17 protein-coding genes and 1 tRNA gene are annotated in these 18,646 nt (G+C 68.2%); 6 read left to right on the top strand and 12 right to left on the bottom strand.

All coding sequences use genetic code 11. From position 1 onward, the window contains the following. Positions 1-18: 18 nt before the first annotated feature. The 7 genes from pknB to AC0HS0_RS07130 form a co-directional block, all read right to left on the bottom strand. Positions 19-1,713, bottom strand: a complete 1,695-nt coding sequence (gene pknB, locus AC0HS0_RS07160) for a Stk1 family PASTA domain-containing Ser/Thr kinase (RefSeq protein ID WP_472962785.1) — start codon at positions 1,711-1,713, stop codon at positions 19-21. Between the two features lie 106 nt (positions 1,714-1,819). Continuing rightward, the gene (locus tag AC0HS0_RS07155; protein ID WP_472962783.1) at positions 1,820-3,529 is read right to left on the bottom strand and encodes a protein kinase domain-containing protein; all 1,710 of its coding nucleotides are present in this window, start codon (positions 3,527-3,529) and stop codon (positions 1,820-1,822) included. Next, positions 3,526-4,980, bottom strand: coding sequence for a peptidoglycan D,D-transpeptidase FtsI family protein (locus AC0HS0_RS07150; protein ID WP_472962782.1), 1,455 nt, complete (start codon positions 4,978-4,980; stop codon positions 3,526-3,528). Before AC0HS0_RS07150 ends, AC0HS0_RS07155 begins: the two co-directional genes overlap by 4 nt. A gap of 3 nt (positions 4,981-4,983) precedes the next feature. Further along, positions 4,984-6,378: an FtsW/RodA/SpoVE family cell cycle protein gene (locus tag AC0HS0_RS07145; protein WP_472962781.1), complete on the bottom strand. Its 1,395-nt coding sequence runs from the start codon at positions 6,376-6,378 to the stop codon at positions 4,984-4,986. Then, positions 6,365-7,609: a PP2C family protein-serine/threonine phosphatase gene (locus AC0HS0_RS07140; protein ID WP_472962780.1), complete on the bottom strand. Its 1,245-nt coding sequence runs from the start codon at positions 7,607-7,609 to the stop codon at positions 6,365-6,367. The genes AC0HS0_RS07145 and AC0HS0_RS07140 overlap by 14 nt, the downstream gene beginning before the upstream one ends. A gap of 3 nt (positions 7,610-7,612) precedes the next feature. Then, positions 7,613-8,218: an FHA domain-containing protein FhaB/FipA gene (locus AC0HS0_RS07135; protein ID WP_472962778.1), complete on the bottom strand. Its 606-nt coding sequence runs from the start codon at positions 8,216-8,218 to the stop codon at positions 7,613-7,615. After that, on the bottom strand, positions 8,215-8,928 hold the full coding sequence (locus AC0HS0_RS07130; protein WP_472962777.1) for an FhaA domain-containing protein: 714 nt from the start codon (positions 8,926-8,928) through the stop codon (positions 8,215-8,217). The genes AC0HS0_RS07135 and AC0HS0_RS07130 overlap by 4 nt, the downstream gene beginning before the upstream one ends. Before the next feature lie 154 nt (positions 8,929-9,082). Between AC0HS0_RS07130 and AC0HS0_RS07125 the strand changes: the two genes are divergently transcribed. The 3 genes from AC0HS0_RS07125 to AC0HS0_RS07115 all read left to right on the top strand — a co-directional run bounded on the left by AC0HS0_RS07125 (position 9,083) and on the right by AC0HS0_RS07115 (position 12,471). Then, positions 9,083-9,166, top strand: a tRNA-Leu gene (locus tag AC0HS0_RS07125). Positions 9,167-9,328: 162 nt separating this feature from the next. After that, on the top strand, positions 9,329-10,915 hold the full coding sequence (locus tag AC0HS0_RS07120; RefSeq protein ID WP_472962776.1) for an FG-GAP repeat domain-containing protein: 1,587 nt from the start codon (positions 9,329-9,331) through the stop codon (positions 10,913-10,915). 38 nt (positions 10,916-10,953) lie between these two features. Beyond that, positions 10,954-12,471, top strand: coding sequence for an FG-GAP repeat domain-containing protein (locus tag AC0HS0_RS07115; RefSeq protein ID WP_472962775.1), 1,518 nt, complete (start codon positions 10,954-10,956; stop codon positions 12,469-12,471). Here the strand turns inward: AC0HS0_RS07115 and AC0HS0_RS07110 are convergent. After that, the gene (locus AC0HS0_RS07110) at positions 12,461-13,738 is read right to left on the bottom strand and encodes an APC family permease (RefSeq protein WP_472962773.1); all 1,278 of its coding nucleotides are present in this window, start codon (positions 13,736-13,738) and stop codon (positions 12,461-12,463) included. The genes AC0HS0_RS07115 and AC0HS0_RS07110 overlap by 11 nt on opposite strands. Before the next feature lie 70 nt (positions 13,739-13,808). Between AC0HS0_RS07110 and AC0HS0_RS07105 the strand changes: the two genes are divergently transcribed. Genes AC0HS0_RS07105 through AC0HS0_RS07095 form a run of 3 tightly spaced genes read left to right on the top strand, consistent with a single transcriptional unit; the run spans position 13,809 to position 16,250 of the window. Beyond that, the gene (locus AC0HS0_RS07105) at positions 13,809-14,249 is read left to right on the top strand and encodes a MarR family winged helix-turn-helix transcriptional regulator (protein WP_472962772.1); all 441 of its coding nucleotides are present in this window, start codon (positions 13,809-13,811) and stop codon (positions 14,247-14,249) included. Next, positions 14,246-15,649, top strand: a complete 1,404-nt coding sequence (locus AC0HS0_RS07100; protein ID WP_472962770.1) for an MFS transporter — start codon at positions 14,246-14,248, stop codon at positions 15,647-15,649. The genes AC0HS0_RS07105 and AC0HS0_RS07100 overlap by 4 nt, the downstream gene beginning before the upstream one ends. Positions 15,650-15,686: 37 nt before the next feature. Then, entirely contained in the window at positions 15,687-16,250 is a 564-nt protein-coding gene (locus AC0HS0_RS07095) for a hypothetical protein (RefSeq protein ID WP_472962769.1), read from the top strand. Here AC0HS0_RS07095 and AC0HS0_RS07090 read toward each other — a convergent pair. The 4 genes from AC0HS0_RS07090 to AC0HS0_RS07075 all read right to left on the bottom strand — a co-directional run bounded on the left by AC0HS0_RS07090 (position 16,231) and on the right by AC0HS0_RS07075 (position 18,561). Beyond that, a complete protein-coding gene (locus AC0HS0_RS07090) occupies positions 16,231-16,806 on the bottom strand; it encodes a dihydrofolate reductase family protein (RefSeq protein ID WP_472962767.1) in 576 nt (191 codons plus the stop codon). The genes AC0HS0_RS07095 and AC0HS0_RS07090 overlap by 20 nt on opposite strands. Before the next feature lie 55 nt (positions 16,807-16,861). Then, a complete protein-coding gene (locus tag AC0HS0_RS07085; RefSeq protein ID WP_472962766.1) occupies positions 16,862-17,083 on the bottom strand; it encodes a hypothetical protein in 222 nt (73 codons plus the stop codon). 140 nt (positions 17,084-17,223) lie between these two features. Beyond that, entirely contained in the window at positions 17,224-17,637 is a 414-nt protein-coding gene (locus tag AC0HS0_RS07080; protein ID WP_472962764.1) for a MerR family DNA-binding transcriptional regulator, read from the bottom strand. A gap of 108 nt (positions 17,638-17,745) precedes the next feature. Next, on the bottom strand, positions 17,746-18,561 hold the full coding sequence (locus tag AC0HS0_RS07075; RefSeq protein WP_472962762.1) for a shikimate 5-dehydrogenase: 816 nt from the start codon (positions 18,559-18,561) through the stop codon (positions 17,746-17,748). Positions 18,562-18,646: the final 85 nt, after the last annotated feature.

Raw genomic sequence — 18,646 nt, 5'->3', positions numbered from 1 at the left:
CACGGTGGCGCGGATCGGCTAGCCCGAGCAGTACGTGAGCCCGACGGTGCTGCCCTGCGGCACATCCCCGGGCGCGACCGACTGCGTGTGCACCAGCGGGGCGCCGGAGTTCTGCGGACACGTCGAGTCGGCCTTCGGGTCCGCCGTCAGGCCGAGCTGCGAGAGGAGCGCCGTAGCCGCGGTGAGCGACTGACCGGTCAGGTCGGTCAACGTGACTTTGCCGCTGGAGATCGTGATGGCGATCGCGTCGCCCTCGTGTGCCGTTCCACCCGCTGCCGGGTTCGTCTGGATGACCACGTTGGCCGGAACAGTCGCGGAGTTCTCGGTCGTCACCGGTCCGAGCATCAGCCCTGCCGTCTGCAACGCCTGCTTGGCCGCATCCTGTGTCATGTTGGTGAGATCGGGGACGGCGACAGCTTTCTTGCCGGTCGAGACGTAGACGTTGATCGTGTCTCCTGTGGCGACGACGATGCCCGCGGCGGGGTCGGTGCGCGTCACCTGGCCCGCGGCGTATGTCGAGCTCTCTTCGCTGGTCTGCGTCCATTTGAGGTGGAGGTCTTCCAGCTGTTTCGTGGCCTTGTCGAGCGTCTGGCCGGAGAGGTTGGGGACTTGGCGCGACGTGTCGGGCATCGTGGTGCTCGGTGCGAGTCTCAGCACCCAAGCGAGCACGGCGACGATGACGACGGCCATGACGGCGATACCCGCCCAGATCCAGATGACCGGTGGGCGTCGCTGCGTGCGGACCAGCGTCTGGTCTTCGGCGAGCTGACGGAAGGCGGCCTCCGGGCCCGAGACAGAGCTGGGCGGCGCACCGAAGAGCGTCTCCGCGAACTCGTCCTGCTTCTTATGGACCGGGACACGTCCTGCCGCAGCCTCGTCGAGGTCGTGGCGGAAGTCGGCGACCGTCTGGTAGCGCTCGAAGCGATCCTTGGTGAGCGCGTGGGCCACGACGACGTCCATGGCCGGGGAGACCTTGGGGTTGATCGTGCTCGGCGCGACGGCGGTCTCGCTGACGTGCTGGTAGGCGACCGCGACCGGGGTGTCGCCGCGGAACGGGGGCCGACCGGTGAGCATCTCGAACAGCACGACGCCGGTCGAGTAGAGGTCGGTGCGTGCGTCCATCGTCTCGCCCTTGGCCTGCTCGGGCGAGAAGTAGCTGGCAGTGCCGAGCACGGCTGTCGTCTGCGCGACCGTCGCCGACGAGTCGCTGATGGCACGAGCGATGCCGAAATCCATCACCTTGACCTGGCCGGTCGTGGTGATCATGACGTTGCCCGGCTTGATGTCGCGGTGCACGACGCCGGCGCGATGCGAGTACTCGAGCGCCGTCAGGATGCCCTCGGTGATACGGACGGCCTCCGCGACCTCGAGCGGCCCTCGCTTGATGAGATCTTTCAGAAGAACGCCGTCGACGTACTCCATCACGATGAAGGGGAGCTGCGCTTCGTGGCCGTTCGGCTCACGGACCGTCTCTTCGCCCGCGTCGAACACGCGCACGATCGTCGGATGCGTCATGCGGGCGGCGGCCTGCGCCTCCTGGCGGAACCGCGTGCGGAATGCCGGATCGGTGGCGAGCGACGGCTTCAGCAACTTGATGGCCACTGTGCGTCCGAGCCGGGTGTCGACGCCGCGGTGCACGTCGGACATGCCGCCGCGGCCGATGAGTTCGCCCACCTGATATCGGCCTGCGAGCAGGCGGCTATCTGGGCTCAAGACGACTCCTTCTCGGGTGACGGGCTCCGGATAGTGTAGCGGGCCGACTCTGGATGTCTCCCCCGTGCTGGCACGGGTGTTCAACGGCCGCGTGGAGCGGCATCGCTCACGGGCTCGGAGTGGACGTCGGGCCGCCGGAGGCCACGACCGTGTACGGCACCGTGGGCGACTGCGCGGACTCGACCGACTCGCCCTGGTTGCAGAAGATCGAGTAGCTGAGGGTGTAGTCGCCGGCTGCGGTAGGGGACCACGTGAACTTGGTGTCGTTGACGGGAGCCTGCGGCTGGCCGTTGACGAACAGGCGGCGTCCGGTCAGATTCTGGCCGGCAGGGCACGTCGCCGAGCCGAAGGAGACCGCGATCTGCGAGTTGGCGGCGCCCTGCCCCGACGGCGGGTTCGCCGACACCGTGTCGGACGGCGTCGGGATCGGCGTCACCGGGCCGTATACCTTGACCGTGATGGTCGAGCCCTTCTGAACCGGGCCGGTCGGGTTGACCGAATACACCGTGTTGACCTCGCCCGCGGACGATGCGGCCGAACCGGTCTGCACGTCGGCGACCATGCCGGCGGCCTGCAGCTTCTGGCGGGCCTGGTCGGCAGTGAGGCCGAGGTAGTCGCCCTCGGAGATCTGGACCGTCGTGCTGGTTTCGGTCGGCGTCGGCGTCGGCGTCGGCGAATTCGGGGTGTGCGCCGAGGTCGTGGTCGTTGTCGGCGCCGGCGTCTTGGGCTGCGCGAGCAGCGCGATGATCGTGCCGATGAGAACGAGCGCGAGGAGGGCGATGAGCGCGATCAGCGGCCATGTCCACGGGCTACGCTTCTTCTCCTCCACCGGCTCCTCGGTGGTCTCCTCCTCCACGGCCTGCCCTGCAGCAGCCGCGGGTAGCACGGTGGTGGCCTGGGTGGGCGCGACGTTCGGGGAGGTCATCAGCACGGTGGCCGCGTCGGTCGCCGCGGCGGCGCCGAGCACTGCGGGCACGGAGGCGGCCGCCGCGCGGATGTCGCCGCGGCGCAGTGCCTGCGCGGCGCGAGCGAGGTGCGCGGCCGACGCCGGCCGGTCGGCCGGGTTTTTCGCGATGCACGCGAAGACCAGGTTGCGGACCGGCTCTGCGACCGTCGCGGGCAGCTCGGGCGGGGCCTCGTTGATCTGCGCCATGGCGATGGCTACCTGCGACTCGCCGGTGAACGGCCGACGGCCCGCGAGGCACTCGTAGGCGACGATGCCGAGCGAGTAGATGTCGGTGGTCGGCGACGCCGGGTGCCCGGACGCCTGCTCCGGAGACAGGTACTGCACGGTGCCCATGACCTGACCCGTGGCGGTGAGCGGGACCTGGTCGGCGATACGGGCGATTCCGAAGTCGGTGATCTTGACCCGGCCGTCCGGCGTGATCAGGAGGTTGCCCGGCTTGATGTCGCGGTGGACGAGGCCGGCCGCGTGCGCGGCGTGCAGGGCGGCGGCGGTCTGCGCGACGATGTCGAGGGTGCGATCGGTGCTGAGGACGTGCTCCCGCTCGAGGATGGTGGAGAGTGCCTCACCGGGCACGAGCTCCATCACGAGGTAGGCGCTGCCCTCCTCCTCGCCGTAGTCGTAGACGTTCGCGATGCCTTCGTGGTTGACGAGCGCGGCGTGGCGGGCCTCCGCACGGAACCGCTCGAGGAAGCCCGGATCGCCGAGGTACTCGTCTTTGAGGATCTTGATCGCGACCGTGCGGCCGATGACGAGATCCGTCGCCTGCCAGACCTCGCCCATGCCGCCGATCGCGATGCGCGACTGCAACTCGTAACGTCCTCCGAAGGTGAGCCCTGCTGTGGGTCTCATTTATTCAGCACCGCCTCTAGTACTTTCCTCGCGATCGGCGCGGCGATGGAGTTACCCGTGCCGCTCTGACCGCGTCCACCGCCATTTTCAACGACAACCGCTACAGCGAACTGAGGATCGTTGGCCGGTGCGAACCCCGTGAACCACAGCGTGTAGGGGTCGTTCGCCCCGTTCTGCGCCGTCCCCGTCTTACCGCCGACCTGAACCCCGTCTATTCTTGCATTGCTCGCCACGCCGTGATCGACGCCGTCGACCATCATCTGCTTGATGGTGTCGGCGTTCTCCTGGCTCATCGGCTGGGAGAACTGCGTGGGCGTGAAGCTCTCGATGGTCTGCAGATCGGATGACCGGATCGCATCGACCAGGTTGGGCGTCATCAGCTTGCCGCCGTTGGCGACCGCCGCCGACACCATGGCCATCTGCAGAGGAGTCGCCCGGTCCTCCTTCTGGCCGAACGACCCCAGGGCCCGCTCGGCGGGATCTGTGTAGAGCGGGTACACGCTCTTCTCGACGGGGATCGGGATGCTGAACGACTGGTTGAAGCCGAACTTGTCGGCCTGATCTTTGATCACCTGCGGCTTCAGCTGCATTCCGAGCTCGGCGAACGGGATGTTGCAGGAGAGGATCTGAGCCGTCGCGATCGAGACGGTCTCGCCGGGTCCGCAGGTGGTGAGAGAGTCGTTCTTCACGACGGTCGGCGAGCCGGGAAGCGGCAGCGACGCCGGGTTCGGGAGCTGGCTGTCCTTCGTGTAGTCGCCGGTGCCGAATGCGGAAGCGCTCATCACCGGCTTGAAGGTCGACCCCGGCGGGTTGAGGTTGCCGCCGATGGTGCGGTTGATGAGAGGGGAGCCCGACGCGTCGAGCAGCTGCTGATACGTCGCGTTGACGGCCGTCGTGTCGTGCGACGCCAGGACGTTCGGGTCGTAGGTCGGTTTGGACACCATCGCGAGAATCCTGCCGGTCTTCGGCTCGAGGAGCACTACGGCGCCCTGGTAGTCACCGAGCGCATCCCATGCCGCTTGCTGCGCCTTCGGATCGATGGTGGTCTCGACGCTCGCGCCCTGCGGGTTCTTGCCGGTGAGGATCGCGTTGATGCGGTCGAAGAACTGCGAGTTGGAGGTGCCAGCGAGCTTGTCGTCGAGCGCGCCCTCCAAGCCCGTCGCCTCACCGTTGACCGGGTAGAAGCCGGTGACGGCGGAGTACAGCGGCCCGTTGCTGTAGACGCGCTGCCACTTGTAGACGTCGCTGGACGGCACGGACTGGGCGATCGGCTGGCCACCCACAAGGATCGCGCCGCGCTGCGCGGCGTAGCTGTCGTTGCGGGCCCGGGTGTTGCGGGCGTCTCCCGCCAGGGTGTCCGCCTGGACGACCTGGAGGATGGAGGTCGACACCAGCAGGGCGAGGAACATGGCGAGCACGATCGTGCTCACTCTCTTGATCTCGCGGTTCATCGCTCAGCTCACCACCAGACGGGGTTGGTTGCGGACGGTGTCGGAGAGTCGCAGCAGGAGCGCGACGATGATCCAGTTCGCCACGAGCGACGAACCGCCGGCCGCGAGGAACGGCGTCGTGAGGCCGGTGAGCGGGATGACGCGGGTGACTCCTCCGATGACGATGAAGCACTGCAGTGCAAGGGTGAACGAGAGGCCGACGGCGAGCAGCTTGCCGAAGTCGTCCTGACCCGCGAACCCGATCCGGAGCCCCCGGGCCACGAAGATCAGATACAGGGCGAAGATCGCGAACAGCCCGGCCAGCCCGAGCTCCTCGCCCAGACTCGCGATGATGTAGTCGCTCTGCGAGACCGGCGTGACCCACGGCTGGCCCTGTCCCAGCCCGGTGCCGATCAGACCTCCGTGCGCCAACCCGAAGAGCCCCTGCACCAGCTGGAAGCTGCCGCCCTGCGCGTCGTAGACCTTCTGCGAGAACGGCTCGAGCCAGTTCGCGAAGCGGTCGTTGACGTAGGTGAGCAGCTGGCTGGCGACGACGGCGCCTCCGACGATCAGCAGCAGACCGAGAATGACCCAGCTGATCCGCGCCGTCGCGACGTAGACCATCACCAGGAACAGACCGAAGATCAGGAGGCCGGTGCCCAGGTCGCGCTGGAAGACGATGACGGCCATAGACATCAGCCAGACGATCAGCAGGGGTCCGAGGTCGCGGGCGCGGGGGAAGCGGATGCCGAGGAACTTCTTGCCGACCATGGAAAGCGAGTCTCGTGCCTGCACGAGGTAGCCGGCGAAGAATATCGCCAGGCACAGCTTGGCGATCTCGCCGGGCTGGAAGCTGAACGGGCCGATGCCGATCCATACCCGCGCGCCGTAGATCTCGCGCCCGATGCCCGGGAGCATCGGCAGCAGCAGGAGGACGAGCGCTGCCAGACCGAAGATGTAGGTGTAGCGCTGCAGCACGCGGTGATTGCGGATGATCATCACCACGGCGATGGCGCAGGCGATGGCGAGCGCCGCCCAGACGATCTGCTTGACGCCGGCGCTATCCCAGCCGGAGTCCTTGTAGTGGATGTCGATCCGGTAGATCTCCGCGATGCCGATACCGGTGAGCACGGTGGCGATCGGCAGCAGGAACGGGTCGGCCTGCGGTGCGACGAACCGGAGGGCGATGTGCATGCCGATCACGAGGACGGACAGCCCGGCGCCGAGGTAGACCAGCGTCAGATCGACGTGCCCGAGGGCGCCGAGCTGCACCAGGACCACCGCGGCCGCGTTGATGCCGCACGCGATGAGCAGCAGGAGCAGTTCGAGGTTCCGCAGCTTTGCGGGCAGGCGCAGCCGTTTGACCGGGCCGGTGGCCGGCCTGGCCTGCTTGCGTTCCTTCACGTCACTTGGCGGCATCGGTCAATTGATCCACTATCGCCCGGGCAGCCGCCAGGTCGTCGGCGTTGATGGTCTGCTGCACGAGCTGCTTGTCGTACTGGGGGAGGCTCTTGACCGGCACGTCGGTCTCCTCGTACACGTGCGAGAGCACGATCGGCCCCAGGTTCTGCTGCACGCCCTGGTAGATCGCGACCTTGCCCGCCGGGGACGCGCCGACGAAGAAGCGCGACTGCGTCCACTGGTAGCCGAAGAGCACGGCGAGCACGATGGCGACAACAAGCACCGCCAGCCCGATCATCCAGGTGAGGCGCCGACGGCGCACTCGGCGCTCGTCCTCCTCGATCAGCTCATCGAGGTAGTCGTCGGACTCAGGCTCGAAGTGGGTCGGTCCGGTCGCCGGCCGGACCGGGTGGAGGCGCAACGTGGGGAGGCGGGCCGCGCGGGTGGTGGGCTTCGGCTCCCCGAACTGCAGCGGTGCGGAGGCCGACCCTACCGTCACCGGGTCTTTGACGACGTCGCCGCGGCTCACGTCGCCGATGTCGAGGATAACGACAGTGACGTTGTCGGGGGCTCCGGCGTCGAGGCTCTGCTTGACCAGCCGGTCGGCTACCTGCTTCGGGGCGTCCTTGGATGCCAGGGCGCCGAGGAGGTCGTCGTTCTTGACGACGCCGCTGAGCCCGTCGGAGCAGATCAACCAGCGGTCGCCCGGTCGGGTCGCGAGGATGAGGGTGTCGATCTCGGGGGAGGCATCGACGTCGCCGAGCACACGCATGAGCACGGAACGGCGGGGGTGGACCATCGCCTCCTCTTCGGTGATGCGGCCACTGTCGACCAGCCGCTGTACGAACGTGTGGTCGACAGACACCTGGCTGAGCTCGCCGTCACGGAAGAGGTAGATGCGCGAGTCGCCGATGTGCGCGATCGCCACCTCGTCGCCCACCCGAACGAGCGCGCTGACGGTGGTGCCCATGCCGGTGAGCTCCGGGTGCTCGAAGACCGTCTCGGCGAGGAGTGAGTTCGCGGCGATCAGGGCGGATTGGAGCGCGAACTCGGCCTCCGAGGCGGTTTCGTACTCGCCGTCAGCCTCCCGGATCCGGTTGACGGCGATCGCGCTGGCGACGTCTCCGCCGGCGTGTCCGCCCATACCGTCGGCCACCACGAACAACTCACGTCCGGCGTAGCCGGAGTCCTGGTTGTTCGCGCGGATCTTCCCGGTGTGGGAGACGGCCGCTGCACGGTTCGCTGCCACCGGTTACCGTCGCAGCTCGAACGTGGTCGTCCCGATCTTGATCGGTGTGTCGAGCGGTACCTGAGTCGGGACGGTGACGCGCCGGCCGTCGAGGAACGTGCCGTTGGTGGAGTCCAGGTCCTGGATCATCCACTCGTCGTTCCAGAGCAGCAGGCGGGCGTGATGGGTGGAGGTGTAGTCGTCGCGGATGACGAGGCCCGACTCGCTCGATCGTCCGATCGTGATCGGCTCGCGGCCGAGGGCGAGCTCCGTGCCGGAGCGCGGACCCGACGTGATGACGAGCCGATGGGCGGTCTGGACGCTCGCGTTCGTGCCGCCGCCCGCGGTGTTCGCGCCGGCGGGGAGGTTGGACACGGGGGCGTGCTTCATGACCGGTTCGGTGGGTCCGGCGACGCCAACGGGCGCGCCGGCTGGAACGGGCGCGGGAGCCGGAGCCGCGGCCGGGAACGGGGAGGCCGGCGCCGATGCTGCCTGAGCGTCGGGGAGCTTGCGGACGCGCTGGCCGAACAGATCGGTGCGCAGCGCGTACACGATGCCGAAGACGAAGAGCCAGAGGAGCAGGAGGAACCCGAACCGCAGCACCAGCAGCGTGAGTTCGCTCGGGTTCACGAGGTGCTCCAGAAGTTGTCGCCCTGGGCCGAGTGCGGGGAGGGCGAGGCCTGCGGGAGCACGCGGAAGACGATACGGGTGCGGCCGATGGTCACGACCGAGTCGGGTTCGAGGATCGCCTTCTTCACCGGCTGCCCGTTCAGCTTCGAACCGTTCGTGGATCCGAGATCTTCCACCTGTGCGCGGTGTCCGTCCCAGGTGATCATGACGTGACGGCGGGAGATGCCGGTGTCGTCGACGGTGATGTCGGCGTCGCTGCCGCGGCCCACGACGGTCCGGCCGCCGGTGAGCGGGTAGTGACGTCCGTCGACGTCGAGCACGGGCGTCCAGGCCACGTCGCCCTTGACGTTCTCGGAGTCGATCTGCAGCATTCCGACGCTGATGTCGTCGTCCTCCACCAGTTCGATGGAGAGGCCGCCGGCGAACTGGTAGTGCTGGCTGGTCGCGTGCTTCTGCGCGAACGAGACGAGCTCGTCGGTGAGCGCGGCGCCCATAGAGCGCATGCGCTTGTAATCCGCGGCGGACATCCGCAGGACGAACCGGTTCGGGGCGAGGACCCGGTCGCGCGCGACCACAGCGGCCTTCGTGTCCATCTCTTTGCGGATGGCGCTCGTGAGCTCGACAGGCTGAAGCCCAGACCGGAAGGTCTTGGCGAACGCGCCGTTGACAGCGCGCTCGAGCCCCCGCTCGAAGTTGTCCAGAATGCCCACTAGTCTCCCGCTCCCGGCTTGCCAGCTACATGCATGTTAGTCGGAACGCCCGGGAAGACACCCCCGGACGCCTGGTGAACCGGTGAAGATCACGGGTTGGCGGCTGCGGCCGATTCGTCGGCGGAGACGCGGTCGTGTTAGTCTTCCTTGGTTCGCGCGAGTGGCGGAATTGGCAGACGCGCTGGCTTCAGGTGCCAGTGCCCGCAAGGGCGTGGGGGTTCAAGTCCCCCCTCGCGCACGAACGAGAGGGCCGCACCGACAACATGTCGGGGCGGCCCTTTCTGGTTCCTCTGAATTGCCCCTCATTCGGGTGGCAGAACGACAGGTGCGCGATCACTAGAGTGATCGCGCCGGGCAGTGACTACGCTCTCCGTGCCTGTTCTGTGCGGAGGAGGACGACGTGGGGAGACTGCGTCTGCGGGTGGCGGTCGTCGCGATCGCGGCGGTGATCGCGGGAGTGATCGGAGTTTCGGCGCCGGCGAATGCGAGTGCCGTTGCGGGGATCCAGCTCATCGGCGCGGGCATGACCACCGACTGCACCACCCTGCACGACGGCTATTACCACTCGGTGCACGTGACCGGGACGTTTATCGGCCTGGCCGCGGGCGCCCAGTACACCGGTGATGTGCAGCAGACGACTCCGCAAGCCAGCATCGCGTTCGGCGCGCCGGTCGTGGCCGACGCGCGGGGGGCGGCGAAGATCGACACCACGCTCGCGGGGGCGTTCGTCTCTGGCGGTTCCGGCGTCGTCGAGCTCTACTCCGGCGCGACGCAGGTGTTCACGACACAAGTCTGGTTCAGCAGCTGCGCCTCGGGAGTCGCGGTCAAGGGAAGCCTGAGCGCCGATGCGATCTGCCCGACGCGCTACCTCACGCCCATGGGCGATGAGCGGGCGACGACCCGACACGTCCACGGGACCCTCACCGGGTTCGTGCCCGCTGAGTCCTACAGCCTCGCTTTCCGCGAGTCCTCGCCCCCGACAACGATCACAGCGGTCGCCGACGCCACCGGGGCGGTGCAGCTGGACTTCATGAGCGACGCTCTGGAGGCGAGCCCCTACGCCGAAGTCTTCTCGACGAGCCAGGCGCAGCGGCTGGACTGGGCCAATGTCGTCGCGACCAACACCTGTCCCGCCCTGCGCAACTCGTTTCCGGCTTCACCGACCGCGACGGACATCCAAGGCGACGGACTATCGGACCTCCTGGCGATCGACTTCAGCGGACGGCTGCTCTACTACGAGAACGACTCCTGGCTAAGACTGAGCGGTCTCCCCTTCACCACCCCTCTGGTCATCGGATCGGGATGGGGGCCGCAGTACGGCATCCGCATGCAGACGGAGGGCGACCTCACGGGAGACGGGTACGCGGATCTCGTCGCGATCCGCTCCGACGGGTCGCTGGTCGCGTACTACAACAACATCAAGTCCAATCCGGGCAACATGCCGTTCACCTCGGGCACGATCATCGGCAGCGGCTGGCAGCCGTTCACGGCGATCACCCTCGGTGACGTCAACGACGACGGCTTAGCCGACCTCATCGCCCGCAAGTCTGACGGCACTGTGTGGCTGTACCTCAATCACTTCCGCACCAACCCCGGCCATCTGCCGTTCTCGTCGGGCGTGCCGCTGACGATCCCTGGACTCGGGAGCACCGACACCTTCGTCGCGGCCGACGTGAACAGGGACGGCTTCGCCGACATCGTGAGCTCGGCCGGCTGGACGAGCCTCAACCGTGCCGGTGCGGGTAGTCCTCAGATGTTCATCGACGCCAAGGGGCCGCAGGGTGACATCGTGAAGAACCTCCCCACGTACGACCCTCGGGCCGGATGGGCCGCCGGACGGTACAACTCCTGGGACATCTTCACGGGAATGGTGATCGCCAACCCGAACGGCGACGGCTCTCTGGTCTATGTGGAGGGCTTGACCGGGCCGGGGAACGCGAAGGTGATCGGCTCGGGTTGGCAGACGATTCGGCAGATCATCTCGTGACGTACCTGAGAAGGTTGCGCCTGAGGGTGGCTGTTGTCGTGAGTCTGGCTCTCGCCGCAGCGCTGGGGACCACCGTCGCTCCCGTGGCCGCCGCGACGACGATCGAGGCGAGCAACATTGCGGCGACCGTCGACTGCGCCTCGCTTCAGAACGGGTACTACCGGTCGATGCACGTGACCGGTTCTCTGACCGGGTTGACGCCGGGGGGCCAGTACAGCGTCGCGATGAGGACCTTCGCCGGGGCGACACAACCGATCACTGCCGACGCGGACGGAGCGGCAGCGATCGACATTCCGGTCACAGGGGCGATCGTGGCGGGCAGGTTGTACAACATCAGCGCGACGACGACCACGGCGCTCGTATGGACCGACCTCGCTCCGACCAGCGCGTGCGCCTCGGGCGTGTCCGCTGCCGGACAGCTCACGGCGGACATGGTCTGCGCTACGCGATTCCTCTCCGACTCCGGACTACTCGACGATTCGTCGTTCCGGGTGCATGGTGCACTCACCGGATTCGTCCCCGGAACGACCTATTGGTTGTCCATCAGCGGCACGTCGCCGTTCCAGACCTCCGCCGTCGCCGATACGAGTGGTGCGCTGGCGTTCGACTTCGTGGCCGGCGGCGACCTCGCTTCCCTGACAGCGCAGATCACGACGTCCAGCCAAGGGTCACCGGTCGCGCAGGAGACCTTCGCTCCTGCCGACCCCTGCCCTGCCCTGGTTCGGGCCCCCAAACCGGCGAGGCTATCCCACGACGGCGACGTCGACGGTGACGGACTGGGGGACCTCCTCGCGGTCGACAAGAGCGGCCGCCTGGTCTTCTACAAGAACGCGTACCGCACCAACCCGGGTGGCCTCCCATTCACGAGCGGCACCGTGATCGGCTCGGGTTGGTCGTACGATCAAGGAACCAGCCCGATGGCGATGGGCGACCTCACCGGCGATGGCTATGCCGAAGTGCTGGCCCGGCGCCAGGACGGGACGCTTGTGGCCTACTACAACAACATGGGCTCCAATCCCGGCCACGTCCCGTACACCTCCGGGACCGTGGTCGGCAGCGGCTGGAACGCGTTCTGGCCGATCACGTTGGCGGATGTCAACGGCGACGGCTACGCCGACATCGTCGCGGAGAACTACAACGGGACGATGTGGCTGTATCTCAACCACTTCGCCACGAATCCCGGCCACGTCCCCTTCACAACCGGGGTTCAACTGCCGGCAGCCGGCGTCCAGAACCTGGACGGCTTCCAAGCGGGCGACCTCAACGGCGACGGCTATGCCGACTTGTACTATCCCGCGCACTGGTTCGACCCGAACCGGACATCCGCGGGCGGTTCGCCCTTCTCGCAGAGCGTCCCGACGACGTCCGAGGCCTTCGCCGCCGAGGCGGGCTGGACGCTCGGCGACTACGATGGCTCGGGCAAAGACACGATGTTGGTGGCGAACCCGTTCGGCGACGGTACGTTGCGTGCAGTGAAGACACCGATCGAGAGCCCCTCGCAGAACTCGAAGGTGATCGGTTCAGGCTGGCAGGCGATCTACCAGCTCATCCCTTGACGCCGCTCACGCGAAGCCGGGCGAACCGGTAGCCGACTCCGATGACGAGCACGGCGACTCCCGCGACGATCGACCAGACGGGCAGTGCGACCACCAGCACGAGGCATCCGATGGCGCCCGCCACCGACAGCATCCGCGGGTATCTCCTGTCGGCCCGCTGCTGCGTCCATGCGGAGACGTTCGCGATGAAGTAATAAAGGAGTACGCCGAACGACGAGAAGCCGATCGCGCCCCGGAGGTCCGTCACGGCGACGAGCACGCAGACGATCAGCCCAAGCGCGAGCTCAGCTCGGTACGGGACATGGAGGCGGGGGTGCACGGCCGCGAACCACGAGGGGAGGTCGCGGTTGCGCGCCATGGCGAGGCTCGTCCTCCCGATGCCCGCGATCATCGCCAGCAGGGCTCCGAGCGCCGCGGTCGCCGCGCCGATCCGGACGACCACCCCGGGCCAGTCGGCTCCCGTCGTCGCGGCCACGTCGCTCAGCGGTGCCGCCGCCGACGCGAGACCGGAGGGGCCGAGCGCGTGGAGGGCGGACACGGCGACCAGCGCGTAGACCACCAGTGCGATCGAGAGGGCGACGGTGATGGCGCGGGGGATCGTGCGAGCCGGGTCGACGACCTCCTCGCCCATGGTCGCGACGCGGGCATAGCCGGCGAACGCGAAGAACAGGAAGCCCGCCGCCTGAAGCACGCCGTAGACGGACACGGGGGCGCCGGGCTCAGCGGCGCTCGCCGCAGTGTGGGTGAAGCCGATGACGATGGCGACCGTCAGCGCGATCAACGAGACGGCGACCAGGATTCGGGTGAGCAGAGCTGTTCGTGTGATGCCGAGCGTGTTCACGATGGTGAGGAGGACCACCGCCACGATGGCCACGGGCTTCACCCAGGCGGTCGGCACCGCGTAGGTCGCGAACGTGATCGCCATGGCCGCCGAGCTCGCGGTCTTGCCGACGACGAAAGACCAGCCGGCGAAGAAGCCGGGCCACTCGCCGAGGCGTTCCCGACCGTAGACGTAGGAGCCACCCGAGGTCGGGTACTGCGCGGCGAGCTGCGCTGAGGAGGTCGCATTGCAGAACGCGATGAATCCGGCGATGACGAGACCGACGAGCAGGCCGACACCGGCAGCGGCAGCAGCGGGTGCGAAGGAGGCGAAGATCCCTGCGCCGATCATCGAGCCGAGACCGATCACGACCGCATCGCCGAGGTTCAGGCGCCGCGCCAGCGCACCGGGCGACGGGTTCGGGGAGGCTGTCACGGGCGCAAGCATAGTGAGCCCGAGCGGCGGGAAATCTGTCGTCGAAACTACACAGTCCAGACTGAACAGTTAGGCTGTCGATATGCCCGATCCATCGCCGTCCTCCGTTCGTGCCGCTCTCGACCTCCGGGTCGCGTTCGCCCGGCTCCGGCGCCGCCTCCGCGAGGTCGCGACCGAGCCCGCCGGACTCAGCGCGCAGCAGTCGTCGGCGCTCGCGCGCATCGGCAAGGGCGAGGGCAGCACGGCCTCACGGCTGGCCGAGCTCGAAGGGGTGCGCCCGCAGTCGATGGCGACGACGATCGCGTCGCTCGAGGAGCTCGGCCTCGTCTCGCGCACCCCCGATCCGACCGACGGTCGACGGCAGCTCGTCGCGCTCACGGAGGCAGGGCGCAGCGCCGAGAGCGGCAACCTCGACGCCCGCAGGGAGTGGCTCGCGCACGCGATGGAGGACCTGCTGACCGAAGACGAGCGGCAGACCATCCTGGCGGCGACCGCCCTGATCGACAAGCTGGTGCGCGCGTGATCGACCTGATCGCCGCCAAGCCGGGTCCGGCCGATCGCTTCGACCGCCGGCTGCTGGCGCCGATGATGATCGGCGCGGTGCTGAACCCGATCAACTCGTCGATCATCGCGGTCGCGCTGGTTCCGATCGCGACGGCGCTCGGAGCACCGGCCTCAGAGACGGCCTGGCTGGTGTCCTCCCTCTATCTCGCGACCTCCATCGGCCAGCCGCTCGTCGGTCGGCTGGTCGACATGTTCGGGCCGCGGCGGCTCTCGATCGCCGGTGCGATCCTCACCGGGCTGGCTGGCGTGATCGGTGTGCTCGCCCCGAACATCGCGGTGCTCGTCGTCGCGCGCGTGATCCTGGGCTTCGGAACCTGTGCCGGTTATCCCGCCGCCATGTACCTGATCCGCAGCGAAGCGACGCGCACGGGGATGCGGAGCCCTGCCGGTGTTCTGACGGCGCTCTCGGTGACGACCCAAACGATCGCCGTCATCGGCCCGACCCTCGGCGGCCTGCTCATCCAGTTCGGCGGGTGGAGGGCGACTTTCGCCGTCAACATCCCGCTGGCGCTCGCGTCGCTCGTGCTCACGCTGCTGTTCCTACCGCGCCGGACCGCCCTCGACGCGACGCGTCCGACGCGCGGACGGCTGGACTTCCTGGGGGTCGGGCTGTTCGCCGCGACGCTGGTCTCCCTGCTCCTCTTCCTCATGAACATCCACCTGGCGCAGCTCTGGCTGCTCGGACTCGCTGCGGTCTTCGGAGCGGGGTTCGCGCTGTGGGAGCTGCATCGGCCCGATCCGTTCATCGACGTACGGGTGTTCGCCGGCAACGTGCCGCTGCTCGTCACATACGCGCGATCCGTGCTCGCCGCGACGGTGAGCTACTGCTACCTCTACGGCTTCACGCAGTGGCTGGAGGGCGGCCGCGGGCTCTCGCCTGCACTGGCCGGGCTCGTGCTGCTGCCGACGTTCGGCGTCGGCATCGTCGTGGCCTCGGTCTTCGGGCGTCGGCCGGAGATCCGCTGGAAGCTCATCGTCGGAGCGCTCGGGCAGGTCGTGATGGCGGTGCTGCTGCTCTTCGTCGGCGCGGAGGCTGCGCTCTGGGCGCTCCTGCTCATCGCGGTGGTGGTCGGCGTCCCGCAGGGCATCGTGAGCCTGGCGATCCAGAACACGCTCTTCCACCAGGCAGACCCGGCGCGGATGGGCGCCACCTCCGGGCTGCTGCGCACGTTCATGTACCTCGGGGCCATGCTCGCCTCCGCTGCAACCGGGGCGTTCTTCCACACGACAGCGAACACCGCCGGCCTCCACGACCTGGCGTGGTTCATGCTCGCCGCAGCCGTGCTCTTCCTCGTGATCACTCTCGTCGACCGTTCGCTGCGGCGGGTGGATCGACTCGCCACCGGCCAAGAGGATTGACAGGACCCTGGGCAGCCCAGCGCAATAGAATCTTCGCGTGTCCGAGGACGTCCCGGTGCTGAGCGATTCGCTCATCGAGGTGTTCGCGAGCGGGAGCTGGATCTTCCTGCCCGCCGCTCCCGCGCGAGGTCTCGCGGCCGAACTGGAGGCCGAGATCCTCGACGAACAGTTCTCGTGGTGCGAGAACCCGCACCTCGGCGAGGGTGCAGGCCTGTTGGTTCTCACCTCGGCGATGAACGGCTGGATGCTGCTGCACGGCGCGAACGAGACGGTCGGCTGGGCTGCCGGCCTGCTCAGCGAGCAACGAGACGTCTATCGCGCGACCATCGACGTGCGACTTCCCGCCATGAGCTGGGCCTTCCTCGAACGCGGTGCGCCCACCCGCTCCGTCTCGGTCGAACTCGGCGATGACGGCGACCTGATCACGCGCACTTCCGGCCACCCGCTTCCGTTCGAGGCCGATGGCATCGACGTCCCGAACACCGGAACCGGACTCGACGTGTTCTTCTACCCTGTCGCGCTACTCGCTGAGCACGGCGTCACCCTGCACGATCTGGAGGCCGCACTGGACCGGCCGAGCGTCACGCTCCGGGTGCGATGACGCGGTAACGCACCAGGACGACGCCGGAGGCGAAGGCGTACTCCTCCTGCAGCTCCAGCCGCAGCATCAGGTCCGTCGGCAGGGCCGGGGTGCCGCCGCCGACGGAGACCGGGACGAGGAGCAGGGCGACCTCGTCGACCAGTCCGGCACGGAAGGCCTCGGCCGCCAATGTCGGGCCGCCGATGGAGACATCGCCTGGCGCTGAGGCGACCAGCGCGGGCACCGCTGCCGGATCGAAGGCGGACTCGATGCGTGTGCGCGGGGTCGTCACACCGGTCAGTGTCGACGAGTAGACGACTTTGTCGGCGGCGCGCCAGATGTCCGCGTACTCGCGCATCACCGACGGCACGTCCTCACCGCCGTTCTCCAGTCCGATGTCCTGCCAGACGCGCATCGTCTCGAACATGCGGCGCCCGTAGAGGTAGGTGGACACGTCACGCTCGCGAGCGTTGACGACGGCGTGGACCTCCTCGTCGGGCGCCGCCCAGTCGAAGGAGCCGGTGGTATCGGCGGTGTAACCGTCGAGCGAGGCGATCGCCGAGAACACGAGAGACATGCCGCGACTCTAGGCCTCGGCGCGTCGTGGGAACAGGGCCAGCGCAGGCAGTCGATCAGTGGGGGAGGAGCGCAGCCAGCGCGCGCAGTTCGTCGCCGAAGATCAGCGGCACGACGATGTCGAGCGCGAAGCCGATCACGAAGGCGAGGACTGCGGCGCCGGCCGCGAGGACGACCAGCGTCGCGAACAGCCTGAGGTAGACGTTCTCCGCCACCGTCGTGAGCGCCCCCCGGGCTCGCGACAGTTCCCCCGGGTGGCGGTGCTCCAGCGTGGTCATCTCGTTCCCCTCCGTGGCCAACCCCTCGGCCACGACCTCCAGTCAAGCCGGGACGGTGCGTCGGGACATCGGCCGGTGGTCGGCTCATGGTCATCCCGAGGGATGACCCGCCCCCGGTCGATGGAGGACCGAAGGGGGACTCAGTGCGCGAGCAGGGACTCGACCACTGTGCAGCCGGTGCCCTGGTCGGGCGACGGAGGCACGGCGTCGGTGGCGGAGGCCAGCCGGCGCGAGAGCTGCTCGCGTCGCCCTTCGAGAGCGGCGATCGCGGCGTCCAGCTCGGCTATCCCGTCGGCGTACGCGACGACGGAGGCCGGGCACTCGTCGCTGCGGGCGTGACCGGAGCCGAGACACGCGATGAACGGCGCCGCTTTCCTGGGCGGGATCCCGACGGCGGCGAGCTCGCGGATCTCCCGCGCCGCCCGCAGCTGGCCGTCGTCGTAGTCGCGGTAGCCGTTGGCCAGACGCTGCGGGGCCAGCAGTCCGAGACGCTCGTAGTAGCGCACGGCCTTCACCGTCACGCCGGCCCTGTCGGCCAGCTCGCTGATCTGCATCGGACGTACCTCCACGGCGGCGCCATCACGCCGCTCCGCGGCAAGCGTAGCCCCTGACCCGTGGGGCAGGGTCAAGCTGCCCGAAAGACGGGCGGGTCGACCAGCGGATCACTCCGCGCGCGAGAACTCCGACGCCCTGGCGACCTGCTCGGGCGTCAGGGCGACACCGGTGTAGCGCTCGAACTGGCGGGCGGCCTGGAGCGCGACGACCTCGGCGCCGGTGATGAGGCGCTTGCCCGCCGCGCGGCCCGCCGCGATCAGCGGCGTCTCCGCCGGAAACGCGACCACGTCGAAGACGACGGACGCGCGCTCGATGAAGGTGTCGTCGAACGCGAGTGCGTCCGCCTCCGCGCCGCTCATCCCGAGCGGGGTCACGTTGACGATCACGTCGTAATCGGGGTCCGGCTCCTGGGCCGTCCACGCATAGCCGTACTTGTCCGCGAGTGTCGAGCCCGCCCGCTCGTTGCGGGCGAGCACGGTCAGGTCGTCGAAGCCCGCACCGCGGAACGCCGCGACGACCGCTTTCGCCATGCCGCCGGAACCGCGCACGAGCACGCGCGACGTCGGGTCGACTGCGTGCTCGTCGAGCAGCTGGGCCACTGCTTCGTAATCGGTGTTGGAGGCCGTGAGCAGCCCGTCTTCATTGACGACCGTGTTCACCGACTCGATCGCCAGCGCCGACGGCTCGAGGTTGTCGACGAGCGGGATGATCGCCTCCTTGAACGGCATCGACACCGAGCAACCGCGCAGGCCGAGCGCTCGGATCCCGCGGACAGCGCCCTCCAGGTCGTCCGTGGTGAACGCCTTGTAGACGAAGTTCAGTCCGAGCTCGTCGTAGAGGAAGTTGTGGAACCGCGTCCCGAGGTTGCTGGGTCGGCCGGAAAGGGAGATGCAGACCTGCATGTCCTTGTTCAGGATGGGCATGGATCCATTGTGACAGGGGGCCGGGCGGGCGGAGGCTGCCTCCCTGAACGCACTCGAAGCAACGCTGGCCCAACCGTTACGTTCA

It is taken from the genome of Leifsonia sp. PARNA 1/14, from assembly GCF_055720965.1.
Note: the sequence above shows the minus strand (reverse complement) of the source record. Positions and strands in the feature narration are given on the sequence as shown.

What these genes read in the sequence shown, in the direction of transcription:
- AC0HS0_RS07080 (WP_472962764.1), bottom strand. Translation starts at nt 17,637, where the DNA reads ATGCAGATCAGCGAGCTGGCCGACAGGGCCGGCGTGACGGTGAAGGCC.
- AC0HS0_RS07075 (WP_472962762.1), bottom strand. Translation starts at nt 18,561, where the DNA reads ATGCCCATCCTGAACAAGGACATGCAGGTCTGCATCTCCCTTTCCGGC.
- AC0HS0_RS07145 (WP_472962781.1), bottom strand. Translation starts at nt 6,378, where the DNA reads ATGCCGCCAAGTGACGTGAAGGAACGCAAGCAGGCCAGGCCGGCCACC.
- AC0HS0_RS07105 (WP_472962772.1), top strand. Translation starts at nt 13,809, where the DNA reads ATGCCCGATCCATCGCCGTCCTCCGTTCGTGCCGCTCTCGACCTCCGG.
- AC0HS0_RS07150 (WP_472962782.1), bottom strand. Translation starts at nt 4,980, where the DNA reads ATGAACCGCGAGATCAAGAGAGTGAGCACGATCGTGCTCGCCATGTTC.
- AC0HS0_RS07155 (WP_472962783.1), bottom strand. Translation starts at nt 3,529, where the DNA reads ATGAGACCCACAGCAGGGCTCACCTTCGGAGGACGTTACGAGTTGCAG.
- AC0HS0_RS07090 (WP_472962767.1), bottom strand. Translation starts at nt 16,806, where the DNA reads ATGTCTCTCGTGTTCTCGGCGATCGCCTCGCTCGACGGTTACACCGCC.
- AC0HS0_RS07110 (WP_472962773.1), bottom strand. Translation starts at nt 13,738, where the DNA reads ATGCTTGCGCCCGTGACAGCCTCCCCGAACCCGTCGCCCGGTGCGCTG.
- AC0HS0_RS07085 (WP_472962766.1), bottom strand. Translation starts at nt 17,083, where the DNA reads ATGACCACGCTGGAGCACCGCCACCCGGGGGAACTGTCGCGAGCCCGG.